This window comes from Actinomadura sp. WAC 06369 (genome assembly GCF_003947565.1).
GTDB lineage: Bacteria > Actinomycetota > Actinomycetes > Streptosporangiales > Streptosporangiaceae > Spirillospora > Spirillospora rifamycini.
This window is the reverse complement of record NZ_QHJN01000001.1, coordinates 20,155-32,655: the sequence shown is the minus strand read 5'-3', so window position 1 is coordinate 32,655 and position 12,501 is coordinate 20,155. Positions and strand designations below refer to the sequence as shown.

Annotated in this window: 9 protein-coding genes; 4 read left to right on the top strand and 5 right to left on the bottom strand. The window is 74.1% G+C overall.

The features are described 5' to 3' along the window. The first annotated feature begins 114 nt into the window (after positions 1 to 114). A complete protein-coding gene (locus DMH08_RS00150; protein WP_125610736.1) occupies positions 115 to 744 on the top strand; it encodes an LUD domain-containing protein in 630 nt (209 codons plus the stop codon). A gap of 13 nt (positions 745 to 757) precedes the next feature. On the opposite strand, the gene DMH08_RS00145 is transcribed toward DMH08_RS00150, so the two are convergent. Then, positions 758 to 1,666 carry a TetR/AcrR family transcriptional regulator gene (locus DMH08_RS00145; RefSeq protein WP_125610735.1) on the bottom strand — a complete coding sequence of 303 codons (909 nt, stop codon included), beginning with the start codon at positions 1,664 to 1,666 and terminating at the stop codon, positions 758 to 760. An 87-nt stretch (positions 1,667 to 1,753) separates the two neighbouring features. Here DMH08_RS00145 and DMH08_RS00140 point away from each other — a divergent pair, with 87 nt between their 5' ends. Both DMH08_RS00140 and DMH08_RS00135 read left to right on the top strand, forming a co-directional pair. Next, complete coding sequence (locus DMH08_RS00140) at positions 1,754 to 2,698, top strand: ATP-binding cassette domain-containing protein (RefSeq protein WP_125610733.1); 945 nt, start codon at positions 1,754 to 1,756, stop codon at positions 2,696 to 2,698. After that, positions 2,695 to 3,510 (top strand): ABC transporter permease, encoded by an 816-nt coding sequence (locus tag DMH08_RS00135; RefSeq protein ID WP_125610731.1) that lies wholly within the window; start codon positions 2,695 to 2,697, stop codon positions 3,508 to 3,510. The genes DMH08_RS00140 and DMH08_RS00135 overlap by 4 nt, the downstream gene beginning before the upstream one ends. Before the next feature lie 76 nt (positions 3,511 to 3,586). Here the strand turns inward: DMH08_RS00135 and DMH08_RS00130 are convergent, their stop codons facing one another. Continuing rightward, positions 3,587 to 4,360 (bottom strand): MerR family transcriptional regulator, encoded by a 774-nt coding sequence (locus DMH08_RS00130; protein WP_125610729.1) that lies wholly within the window; start codon positions 4,358 to 4,360, stop codon positions 3,587 to 3,589. 325 nt (positions 4,361 to 4,685) lie between these two features. Here DMH08_RS00130 and DMH08_RS00125 point away from each other — a divergent pair, with 325 nt between their 5' ends. Continuing rightward, positions 4,686 to 6,296 (top strand): alkaline phosphatase D family protein, encoded by a 1,611-nt coding sequence (locus DMH08_RS00125; RefSeq protein ID WP_026401457.1) that lies wholly within the window; start codon positions 4,686 to 4,688, stop codon positions 6,294 to 6,296. Between the two features lie 69 nt (positions 6,297 to 6,365). On the opposite strand, the gene DMH08_RS00120 is transcribed toward DMH08_RS00125, so the two are convergent. The 3 genes from DMH08_RS00120 to DMH08_RS00110 all read right to left on the bottom strand — a co-directional run bounded on the left by DMH08_RS00120 (position 6,366) and on the right by DMH08_RS00110 (position 12,472). Further along, a complete protein-coding gene (locus DMH08_RS00120) occupies positions 6,366 to 7,805 on the bottom strand; it encodes an L-fucose/L-arabinose isomerase family protein (protein ID WP_026401458.1) in 1,440 nt (479 codons plus the stop codon). A gap of 111 nt (positions 7,806 to 7,916) precedes the next feature. Beyond that, the gene (locus DMH08_RS00115; protein ID WP_125610727.1) at positions 7,917 to 11,648 is read right to left on the bottom strand and encodes a glycosyl hydrolase; all 3,732 of its coding nucleotides are present in this window, start codon (positions 11,646 to 11,648) and stop codon (positions 7,917 to 7,919) included. Further along, on the bottom strand, positions 11,645 to 12,472 hold the full coding sequence (locus tag DMH08_RS00110) for a carbohydrate ABC transporter permease (protein ID WP_026401460.1): 828 nt from the start codon (positions 12,470 to 12,472) through the stop codon (positions 11,645 to 11,647). Before DMH08_RS00110 ends, DMH08_RS00115 begins: the two co-directional genes overlap by 4 nt. Between the last annotated feature and the right edge of the window lie 29 nt (positions 12,473 to 12,501).

Sequence of the window (12,501 nt, the reverse complement as noted above, 5' to 3'; positions counted from 1 at the left end):
CAAGACAGGGCGCCGGAATGTGAGGCGGCGGACCGGCCTCACAATTCCGCGGGCTGCGTTGTCGAACCGCTGAGACCGACACATCATCCAGCGACCAAGGAGTGGGAAGACATCATGATCACCTCGGTTCCGCAGACGCCGTTCGCCGACGCGGCGTCCGGGCAGCGCCTGGAGCGGGCGGCCGCGGCGCTGACCGCGCACGGTTTCACCGTCGAGATCCTCGATGACGCCGCCGCAGCGCGCACCCGGGTCCGGGAGCTCATCCCCGACGGGGCCGCCGTATTCACCGGCGCCAGCGAGACCCTCAGCCTGTCCGGCATCGATGAGGACATCAACGCCGGCGGGCGCTACGCCGCCGTCAAGCCGCGCACCCTGGCCATGGACCGCACCGCCGACGCGGACGACATCCGGCGGCTGCGCGCCTGCCCCGACGTCGTCGTGGGCAGCGTCCACGCGGTCACCGAGACCGGCTCCCTCGTGGTCGCCTCGGGCAGCGGCAGCCAGTTGCCCGCCTACGCCGGCGGCGCCGCCCGCGCGATCTGGGTCGTCGGGGCGCAGAAGGTGGTGCCCGACCTGGGCGTCGCGCTGCGCCGCGTCGACGAGCACTGCCTTCCGCTGGAGAACGCCCGCGCCCTGGAGGCGTACGGGCGGCCCAGCGCCGTCAACCGCCTTCTCGTCCTCAACGCGGAACACGAGCCCGGACGCGGCACGGTCCTGCTGCTCCGCGAAGCCATCGGGTTCTGACCGGTCCGCCGCCCTACCCCTTCCGGGTGCGGTAGGCGCGCTGCCGGCATGCCCGTGAGCAGTACGTGCGGGGACGTCCGGTCGCGGTTCCCGGGACGGCGTCGCCGCACACGGGGCACACGGCGGACGGCGCGGGCGCGTCCGCCGTTTCGTCACACTCCGAGGCTGTGACGAAAGTTTCGTCACGGGAAGGAGGCGGCCCGTCCGCGGCGGAAAGGGCGGGGGCCATGCAGTCGAGGACGCGCTCCAGGCCGTACCGGAAGCGGTCCTCGTGGTCCAGGTGCGGCTGGCGCGCCTCCAGGACGATCTTGGTGAACATCGGGTACTCCCCGCTCTCCAGCAACCGCCGGACGTAGGGGGAGTACCGGGCCATCCACTCCGCCGCGGTGAGGCCGCTGCGGCGGACCTCCGCGGCCTGGCCGACCTCCTCGCGGGCGGCGCTCTCGACGTAGCCGGTCAGGATGGACAGGAGGCTGAGGCTCTCGTCGATGGAGATGTACGGGTCCAGGACCGCCATCACCCGCTCGATCAGGCGCAGCTGGTTGGGGCCGAACCCGGGCAGCGACCGGTGCACGGTGGCGATCCACGGGTGCCGCAGCCACATCGCGCGCAGCCCGCCGGCGTACCGCGCCAGGTCGGCGCGCCAGTCGCCGGACGGCACGCCCTCCAGGTCGATCTCGCCCTGCAGCCGGTCGGCCATGAGCTCGACCAGGTCGTCGCGGCTCGGGACGTACCGGTAGAGCGACATCGCGCCCGCGCCGATCTCGGCGGCGATCCGCCGCATGGTGGCGGCCTCGAGCCCCTCGGCGTCGGCGATGCGGATCGCGGCCTCGGTGATCTGGGCGCGGCTGTAGGCCGGCCGCGGCCCGCGGGCGGGGCGCTCCGGCCGCATCCAGATGCTCACGTACTCGGCGTCGGCCACGCGTGCCACCTCCCCGGTTGCGTACACGGTATCCAGTATCTTACGCTGCCCGCCATAACTGCTTACATTGTACCCAATGGAGGGTTCATGGCGGATCCGATCGTGGTGGCCGAGGGGCTGCACAAGTCCTTCGGCGACACCCATGCGCTGCGCGGCCTGGACCTGAGCGTCCCGAGAGGGACGGTCTGCGGGGTGCTCGGCCCGAACGGCGCCGGGAAGACGACCGCGGTGCGCATCCTGGCGACCCTGTCCGACCCCGACGCCGGGCACGCCCGCATCGCCGGGCACGACGTCGTCCGCGAGGCCGACGAGGTGCGGCGGCGCATCGGGCTCGCGGGCCAGTACGCCGCCGTCGACGAGAAGCTCACCGGCCGCGGCAACCTGCGCATGTTCGGGCGGCTCTACCACCTGCCGCGGCGCGAGGCGCGCCGGCGGGCCGACGAGCTGCTCGAACGCTTCGGCCTGCTGGACGCCGCCGACCGCCGGGTGGTCGGCTACTCCGGCGGCATGCGGCGCCGCCTCGACCTGGTCGCCAGCCTCATCCTGCGCCCCGAGGTGCTGTTCCTGGACGAGCCGACCACCGGCCTCGACCCGCGCGGCCGCGGCGAGATCTGGGACATGGTCCGCGAACTGGTGGCGGACGGCACCACGGTGCTGCTCACCACGCAGTACCTGGAGGAGGCCGACCGGCTGGCCGACGACATCGCCGTCATCGACGGGGGGAAGGTGGTCGCCACGGGCACGCCGGACGAGCTGAAGGCCGCGATCGGGGACCGGCTCGACGTCGTCCTCGCCGACCCTGGCGCGCTGCGTCCGGCGGCGGTCGTCCTGAACGCCCTGGCCGGGACCGACCCCGCGATGACGGGCGCCGACCGGCTCAGCGTCGCCCTGCCCGCCGGCGGCCTCCGGCTCGCCGACATCGTCCGCGAACTCGACCGCGCCGGGGTCGCGGCCGCCGACGTGAGCCTGCGCCGCCCCACGCTCGACGAGGTGTTCCTGCGCCTCACCGACCGCGAGGAGACCGCCCGATGAGCGTCCTCGCCCCCGCGGGCCGCCTGCGCTGGACGGTCGCCGACGGGCTGACCCTGATCGGCCGCGAGCTGGACCGGCTTCGGCGCGAACCGGGCGAGATCGTCGCCGCGCTGATCTTCCCGGCCGTCATGGTGGTGCTGTTCGGGTACGTGTTCGGCAGCGCGATCCAGGTGCCGGGCGGCGGCGACTACCGCGAGTACCTCATGCCCGGGCTGTACTCGATGGTGACCTTCGCGGCGGTGATGGGCGTCACGGCGCGGGTGGCCGCCGACGCCTCCCGCGGGGTGATGGACCGGTTCCGCGCCATGCCGATGGCGCGGTCGGCGGTGCCGTTCGGGCAGACCGGCGCCGACCTGGCGACGGGCCTGCCGACCATGGCGATCATGGTGGGGGCGGGTCTGCTGGTGGGCTGGCAGCCGCACCGCGGCGTGCTCCCGGCGGCGCAGGCGTTCCTGCTGATGCTGGTGCTGCGGTACGCGCTGAGCTGGGTGGGCGTCTACGTGGGGCTGGTGGTGCGGAACGACCAGGTCGCCGACCAGCTGGTGCCGCTGTTCCTGCCGTTCACGATGCTGTCGAACTCGTTCGTCCCGACCGACGGCATGCCCGCGTGGCTGCGGTTCGCGGCGGACTGGAACCCGGTGAGCGCGCTCACCGCGGCCGCCCGCGAGCTGTTCGGCAACCCGGGCGCCCCGTCCGGGGACGCGGCCTGGCCGCTCGCGCATCCGGTGGCCGCCGTCCTGCTCTGGTCGGCCGGGCTGCTGGCGGTGTTCGTCCCCCTGTCCGTCCGCACGTACAAGCGCAGGGGCCGGTAAGACCGGCGGAGCCGTCCAGGCCGGGCACGGCGACGACGGGACGGGCGCCGGGCGGGCACCCGGCCCGGTCACCGGTTCAGGTTCCCGGGCCGAACAGGTCGGTCAGCATGGCGGCGCCTTCGCCCTCCGCGCGGACCTCCAGGTGCAGTTCGGGGCCGTCGAGTTCGAGGCGGAACCCGATGAACGGGCAGCACCGCTGCTCGGCGGCGGCGAGCGCCGCGACGTCGGCGGCCCGGCCGGCGGGCAGGGTGAACCGGATCCCGCCGTCGGTCTCCCGCCGCGCCGCACCGTCGGTCAGCCCCCGCCACCGGGCGATGCGGGCGGCGAGGTCGCCGCCGTCCAGCGAACAGGCGACCTGGGCGCTCCGCCGGCGTCCGCCCGCGCCCTCGGGGACCCGCCGCCGGGGACGGGAGGAGGCGTCGACCGGGTGAGGGGCCCGGGCTTCGCCGGCGGGGAACCCGCATCCGGCATCGCAGGGGCCGGGCCGGTCGGGCAGCGAGTCCAGGTGCCGCAGCGTCCGGTGCAGGGCGGCGGTGAAGGCGGCCAGCTCGGCGGCGCGCGCCTCGGCGTCGGCGATCCGGGCGGCGACGCGCGGCCGCAGATCGGCCTTCACGTCCGCGCAGGCGCCCGACTCCCGCACCCCGAGCAGCTCGGAGACCTCTTCCAGCGGCAGCCCGAGACGCTTGGCCGCGCCGATGAACGCCAGGCGGTCCACCGCGTCCTCCCCGTACAGCCGGTGGCCGGCCGGGGACCGCTCGGCGGGCAGCAGGCCGGCCGACTCGTAGAAACGCAGGGTGGTGGCCGGGACGCCGGAGCGCTCGGCGAGCCGGGAGATCCGCATCGTGCTCATGGGCCGACGGTAGACCTTCGACCCGACTCGAAGGTCAAGCCTTCGCCCTCCGGCGCGACCGCCCGTGATCGGCGGGCCGGTCGCGACGGCCGCCGGACGGGCGGTGAGCGGGCGGGCGGCGCGGCGGTGCGGCCGTCACGGGACGTGTGGAACCGGCGACTGATCCGTTCATGGCTTGTTCACATCTAGCACTGGGATGTTAGCAAAACAAGTCGTTATATTTGTGGTCGTTCTGTCATACGATCATCGCTGGCCGGCCGCCGCCACCCTCCCGTCCCCCGACGGAAGGGCCCCTTGCTCCACCCCCGAAGCGCAGGAGGTCCGAATGTCTTCGCATGCCGTCCCGCTGTCCCGGCGCAGATTCCTTGGATGGGGCGGGGCCGGTGCGGCCACCGTCCTGCTCGGCACCGGCGCACTGGGCGCGACCGCCGCGCACGCCTACACGCTGCGCAAGTCCGGGCTGTTCACGCTGGGCGTCGCGTCCGGCGACCCGTCACCGGACGGCTTCGTCCTCTGGACGCGGCTGGCCCCCGAGCCGTTCGCCGCCGACGGCAAGGCCGGGATGCCCGACCGCCGCATCGAGGTCGAGTACGAGGTGGCGCGGGACGAGCGGTTCAAGCAGATCGCGCGGCGCGGCTCGGCCGTGGCCTCGCCCGAGCTCGGGCACTCGGTGCACCCGGAGATCTCCGGGCTCGCTCCCGGCCGCGAGTACTACTACCGCTTCCGCGCCGCCGGAGAGATCTCCCCGGTCGGCCGCACCCGCACCATGCCCGCCGCCCGGTCGATGCCGGCCGCGCTGTCGTTCGGCGTCGCGTCCTGCCAGGCATGGCAGGACGGGTACTTCACGGCCTTCGACCACATGGCCGACGAGGACTTCGACCTCATCGTCCATCTCGGCGACTACATCTACGAGTACGAGCTCACCGACAACAACCGGCGCGGGGTGAGCGTGCCTCCGCAGTTCGGCAGCGAGACGTTCGACCTGGCCCGGTACCGCCTCCAGTACTCGCTGTACAAGTCCGAGGAGCCGCTGCAGCGGGCGCATGCGCAGTGCCCGTGGATCCACACGCTGGACGACCACGAGGTCGTGAACGACTGGGCGAACGACACGGTCATCATGGGGCGCGACCCGAACCCCGACCCGGCCGAGTTCGCCGCCCGCAAGGCCGCGGGGTTCCAGGCGTTCTACGAGAACCTGCCGCTGCGCCGCGCCCAGCTGCCGTCGGGGCCGAACATCCGGCTGCACCGCAGGCTGTCCTACGGCAGGCTCGCCGAGTTCACGATGATCGACACGCGCAGCCACCGCGACATCCAGGCGTGCTCGTACGGCAACGGGACGGGCCGCACCAGCTCCTGCGACGAGCGGTTCGACGCCTCCCGCACGATCCTGGGCGACGAGCAGCGCCGCTGGCTGCTGGACGGCTTCGCCCGCTCGCGGGCGCGCTGGCAGATCCTCGGCAACCAGGTTCCGATGACCGAGACCGACTGGGCTCCCGGGCCGGCCAAGGACGTGTGGGTCGACCCGTGGGACGGCTACGTGGCCGACCGCAACAAGGTGCTGTCCGCCGCGCACGAGCACGGCCTGCGGAACCTCGTCGTGCTGAGCGGCGACCGCCACCAGAACTACGCCGTCGACCTCAAGCGCGACTTCGACGAGCCCGGCTCGCCGACCGTCGCGACCGAGTTCACCACGACGTCCATCACCAGCGGCGGCGACGGCGCCGACATCGACGACCTCGGCCGCACGTTCCTGGAGGCGAACCCGCACATGCGGTTCTACAACGCCCAGCGCGGCTACGTCAGGGTCAACGTCGACCGGAACCGCTGGCGCAGCGACTTCCGCGTGATGCCGTACGTCACCAGGCCGGGCGCGCCGGTGTCCACCCGGGCGTCCTTCGTCGTCGAGGACCGCACCCCGGGCGTCCAGCCGGCCTGACCCGGCGCACGTGAGCGGCCGTGCCGGAGGCGGGGGCCCGCGGGCCCCCGCCTCCGGGCGGCGCCGCGGTCAGACCTCGCGGAAGGGGACGCCGAGGAGGTCCGCGGCGGCGCGGTAGACGCCGGCGCGGTGCCCCACCGACAGGGACCAGTGGTGGCCGATGCCGGTGGCCGACCAGTCGTCGACCCACTCGCCCGGGTCGCGGCCGAAGTCCACGCGGCTGGTGGTGTTGCCGATCTCGAGCAGCGGCCCCGGCACGACGTCGCCCTCGGCGGCGATGAACGCGAGCGTCCCGTCGCGGTCCTGTCCCACGCCGAGCAGCGTGACGGGGCCGTGCTGGACGTCGAACTCGACGGACACGCCCCAGCCCCGCTTGCCGTGGTAGACGCCCAGGCCGCGCAGCAGCGGGTCGCGGCTCGCGACGGCGAGGTGGGCGGGCCCGTCGTGGCCCATCTCCACGACGCCGTCCTCGAAGTTGAGGGACTGGATCTCGCAGAACGACCCGCCCGCACCGACGACCTGGGTGGCGAGCTGGGCGACGGACGTGCGCAGCTCGTACTCGCCGGTCGCGGGCAGCCCGCGGGCGGTCAGCAGCGACGCGCCGAGGATCATCCCGGCGCCGAGGCGCTCGTGCAGCTCGCCGTCCAGGCCCCGGTGGTAGTAGGCGAGGCTGTCCAGCTCGAAGTCCTCGACCAGCCGGTCGAGGCCGACCGAGACGCGGGCGCCCCAGGCGAAGTCGTCGTCGTCCACGCTCGGGTCGAGCGTGAAGACCTGCCGCGCGAGGTCCATCCTGGCCGCCGCCTCGGCGTCGGTGACCTGCTCCACCCGGTGGCGCAGGTCGTCGAACTCCAGGACCTCGACGTGGCTGCCGAACGTGGCGGGCAGCAGGGTCAGGTCGGTGGAGACGTCGAGCATGCCCGGGTACAGGTGGCCCATGAGGCCGTGGCGGGCGTGCCGCAGGGCCGCGCGGATCTTCGCGGCCTGGATCCACCGCTCGATGCGCGTCCACGCCGACTCCTGCTCGAGGTGGCCGGACACCGAGCGGAAGGGGATGCCCGCCCGGCGGAACACGTTGCCGACCTCGGGGACGGCGCACTGCCCGCAGTACGCCAGCCAGTCGCCCGTCCCGAACGTCGCGTGGTCCATCTTCTCGGTCGGCTGCAGGTCGATGACCAGGACGGGCGTGTTCGACCGCTGGGCGATCGGGAGCACCATCGAGGCGGTGAGGTAGGTCGTCAGGAACATGACGATCAGGTCGCAGTCGGCCTTCCGCAGCCGCTCGGCGGCCGCCGCGCCTTCCTGCGCGTCGGAGATGAAGCCGACGTCGGTGACCTCGGCGTCCATGTCCCGGAACCGCTCCGAGACCCGCCGGGCGGATTCCTGGAGCTGCGGCAGGAGACCGGGGAACTGGGGCCAGTACGTGCCCAGCCCGCCCGCCACCAGACCGATGCGGGTCTTGCGGCGGACGAAGGGCGGCAGCAGCGTGCGGTCGGTGATCGCCTCACTCATCGGGCTTCTCCTCTGTCGGTGCGCTTCGCGCGCTCGTGAAGGGGACGGGCCGTGCGGTGCCGGGCTCCGGTCATGCGGCACTCCTCCCGGAGACGTGCAGGGGGCGCGGCGTCAGCCGGGCGGCGGGGAGACCTTCTCGGTCACGCGAAGGACCACCGGCCCCAGCAGACCGGTGGTCCGCTGGCCCTCGAAGACGAAGTGGGTCGGACTGGCGTCGTCCAGGTACGGGGCGAGGGTGCCGTAGACGACGACCTCGATCTCGTTGCGGCCCTCGCGCAGCGCGGTGCCCAGGTCGAAGACGTACGGGGCGCAGATCCGGACGCCCGCCGAGGTCCCGTTCACCGCCACCTCGGCGGTGCCCCGGACGCCGCCGAGGTCGAGTTCGGCCCGCCCGGGGTCGGCGTCCAGGTCGAGGGTCCGGCGGTAGCGGACGCCGCCGCTGTAGCCCGCCAGGCCCGCGTCCTCCCAGTCGCCCGGCTCGATCGTGCCGGGGCCGACCTCGAACCGGACGGGTCCGGCGAGGGCGGCGCCCTCCCGGTGGCCCGGGTCGGTGCGCAGCCGCATCTCCGCGGTCCCGGCCGGGCGGCGGTCGCCGGGCAGCTCGACCTCGACGGCGTCGCCGATCCGCGTGTGGCGCAGCGCGATGCCGTCCAGGACGACGCCGGCGACCTCGGCCCGGGCGGTGAACCGCATGCGGGTCGCGCCCGGAGGGACCGTGCAGCGCAGCCACTCGGTGCGCGGGCCCGCGCCCGGGACGGCGAAGACCGCCGGCAGGACGGCGCCGCCGCCGTCCCGGCCGTCCAGCCAGCCGGCGCCGGGGAGGGGATGCGGGCGCCGGTGCAGGTGCAGGGCCGCCGGGTCGCCGTGCTGGGCGCGCCCGGCGACGACCCGCACCGCCGTCCCCGCACGGGACGCCCGCCAGCCGGCGCCGGAGACGACCGGGCCGTCCACCAGGACGCTCGCGGGCGCCCGGTCCTCGGTGAGGACGACGGTGAGCCGCGAGCCGGTCCCGCCGGGAAGCGTGTAGCGGCCCACGCGGGGCGTGTCCTGCTCGGCGTACGGTTCGAAGCCGCCCTGGCGGCCGATCTCCACGCCGTCGACCAGGACGCGGCAGGCGGCGGCGGACGCCACCTGGAGGACCCCCGCACCGCCGTCCGGCAGCCGCGCCGTGAACGCGACCTCCGCGCCCGGACGCGGGTCGCCGTGCGCGGTCATCCACTCGGGACGCGCGCAGGCGGCGGGGTCGGCGGTGACGGACAGGTGGCCGCGCAGCCGCAGGTCCTCCTCCGGCACCAGCCGAACTTCCAGCGTGTACTCGCCCGCGGGGAGCCGGGCCTCGGACACCGCCAGGTACCCGTGGTCGTCCAGCGGCACGGCCTCGCCGTCCAGGACGGCGGTCTTCGCGGCCGGAGCCCCGATCACCAGGTGGCCGCCCGGCGGCGGCACGGTCATGCGCGTCCGCACGACCACCTGCCGTCCCGCCTCGATCCGGCCGAAGTCGAGGAACTCCTCGGGGACGTGCCCCTTGGGGCCGAGGACCGCCCGGTGGATCGGGTCCTTGCGGATCCCCCTGGTGTCGGAGTAGACGATCGGCCGCCACTCGTGGCCGGCGCCGGTCGAGGCGGTGTCGGTCGATGCGGTGTCGGTCCAGACCGCGTGGGGGCCGAACGTCGCGTGGACCGGCTTCCAGCCCTCCGCGGACGGCTCCTCGCCGGCCCGGTGCGACAACCGCCAGCTCTCCAGCACGGGCATGCCGCCGCGGGGCCGGGCGAAGTCGCCCCACGTGTTGTCGAGCGTCGGCACCAGCTCCATGTCCCAGGCGGAGCCCAGGACGATCTCGCGGCCGGGGCGCTCGGGCGGCGGCCGCGTGGCGCCGTCCCCGCCGCCGCCGGGGAAGATCAGCAGAGCGGCGGGCGCGTCGTCGAACGGGACGACCACGTCGACCCACGACGGCCCCTGCACCGTGGGGAGGGGCCGCGGCTCGCCGCCGAAGGGGCCGGCCAGGAAAGCCGGTCCCGCGACGCCGTTGACCCGCACCGGCATGTCCCGGTGGTAGCGGCCGGGGTCGAAGTCGTACGCGACGTCCAGCCAGCCCAGGTCGATGCCGCGTTCGTCGGGGCGGCCCACCGACACGCGGCTGGCCATCGCGGCGCTGGCCGTCACGAACACGACCGTCGCGCCGTCCACCTCGCGCACCAGGGCGGGGACGGGCGCCTCCACCCGCCGCGCGCCCCGCAGGACGGGCACGAGGGATTCGGCGTCGGCGACGGTCTCGACGCGGGACGCCAGCCGGGCCACGGCCGCGCCGGCCCCGGGGTCGCCGACGCCGAGCCGGGGCGGCGGGCCGATCGCGACGACCCGCCCGCCGGCCTCGACCAGTTCGAGGAGGCGGCGGGCGGTGTCGCCCTCCAGCACCGTGCACGCCGGCAGCAGCACCGTCCCGTAGGACTCGCCCGCCACCGCCAGCCGCCCGTCGCGGACCGCGGCGCGCCGCACCGAGTCGTCGTCCACGACGTCGGCGTCGACCCCCGACCGGTCCAGGACGCCCGGAACCATCTGGAACCACGCCATGTCGCCGACCAGCGCCCGGTAGGTCTCCTGGGCCTCGGCGGCGAACGCGTCGACGCCGTCCAGCCGGGACCCGGCCTGCGCGGTCGCCGTGGGGAACAGGACGGCCACGTCGCACACGTGCCGTCCGAGGGACAAGGCCGCGCACAGACGCGTGACGGCCTCGGCGAAGACGCGGTGGTGCCGCCAGTAGGGCTGGCGCCAGTCCGTGGACGGCGGCGCCCACTCCCACCAGCCGGCCTTGGTGGTGTAGTAGGCGGCGTGCGGGTTGAAGAGGGTGGCGCCCGCGCGCAGCCACGGCAGGAGCCAGTCGAAGGTCTCTTCCAGCGTCCCGCCCCACCCGCTGGAGTGGAACGCCTCGATCCACACCCGGTCGCGCCCGTACAGGTGGGCCAGGGACGAGTGCACCCGCGCGTCGCCGTGGTGGTCGGAGCCCGGGGCACCGAACCAGCGGTGGGTGCGGGCGTAGTCGGCGTACAGCCGGACGCCGTCCACGGGATGCCCGGCGCGCGCGGGGTCCTGCTGGTCGCAGCCGTGCAGCAGCCCGTGCCGCCGGTGCCATTCGGCCAGCGGGCGGAAGAACGCCTCCTCGGCCAGTTCCCCCCGGGTCAGGTGGTAGTCGCGCCGGACCCGCAGGTCCGCCTCGTCCCCTCCCCGCCACAGGGACGGCAGGTGGGGGGCGAGGTCGTAGCCGCGGCGGGCGGCGAACTCCGCGGCGAACCCCGGGGTCCAGGTGGGGATCGACGGCAGCTCGTCCTGGAAGGAGCCGACGATGGCGGTGCCGAGCCGATGCCCCAGCCGCCGCTCGTACTCGCCGTGGACGCGGTCCAGCAGGGCGGCGCACGCCTCCGCCGACAGGTAGTCGAAACCGCGCGCGGAGACGCCGCCGTCCCGGCCGAGCCACTGCCCGGCGAACGCGGGCGCGTCCCGCACCAGCCGCGCCTGCAGGTCGGCGCCCGAGAACCCGAGCTGGTCGTAGAACCAGAGCGAGACGCCCAGCTCCAGGGCGTCCTCGCAGACGCCGTCGAGCAGCTCCCACCAGGCGTCGGTGAAGAACGCCGGCTCGTCGGCGTCCGCGCCGAACATCGGACCGGACGGCGCCAGGTTCAGGACCACGAGGTTGTACACGCCGCCGGACGCGAACCGCTCGAGCTGGTCGCGCAGGCGCCGCCGGTCCAGCCGCTCGCCGCTCCACCACCAGATCGGCGCGGGGGAGTGGGTGCGCGGCGGCGCGTCCAGCACGGCCCGCAGCCGCGGCGGGATCGCGGTGCTCATCCTTTCAGCCCGCTGGCGAAGCCCTTGATGACGTACTTCTGCAGCACCAGGAACACCGCCAGGATCGGCAGCGACGCCAGCACGAGCCCCGCGAACACCAGCCCGTTGTCGGAGACGTACTGGCCGACGAACGCGAAGATCCGCACCGGGACCGTCTCCCGCGTGGAGCCGCCCAGGTAGAGCAGCGGCGTCAGCAGGTCGTTCCAGATGAACACCGCGTTGAGGATCAGTACCGTGCCGGTGATCGGCCGCAGCAGCGGGAACACCACCTGGGTGAACGCGCGGAAGTGCCCGGCGCCGTCGATCAGGGCCGCGTTGGCGTAGTCGCGCGGCAGCGCTCGGACGAACCCCGTGTACAGGAAGATCGTGAAGGGCAGCTGGATGCCGGTGTAGAAGACGATGATCCCGGGATAGGTGCCGAGCAGCCCGGCCGAGTCCACCATCTTGAACAGCGGGATCATGCCGAGCTGGAACGGCAGCACGATGCCCAGCAGGAACAGCATGTACATCGCGTAGCCCAGCCGCGTCACCTGCCGCGACAGGTGGTAGGCGGCCAGCGAGCCGATCGCGATCAGCGCGATCAGGCTGACCACCGTGATGACCGTGCTGTTCATCAGCGCGGGGCCGATCTCCGCGCGCGTCCAGGCGTTGGCGTAGTTGTCCAGGGCGGGGCTGGACGGCGGCGCCAGCGGCGACTCGGCGATCTGCCGGGGATCCTTGAACGACATCGTGATCAGCGCGTACACCGGGAACAGGAAGGCCACGGCGGCGGCGATCATCACCAGCTCCAGGCCGAAGGTGCGCAGCCCGTACCTGGGGTTCATGCTGAGTCCTTTCCGAGGGCGGCCCCCCA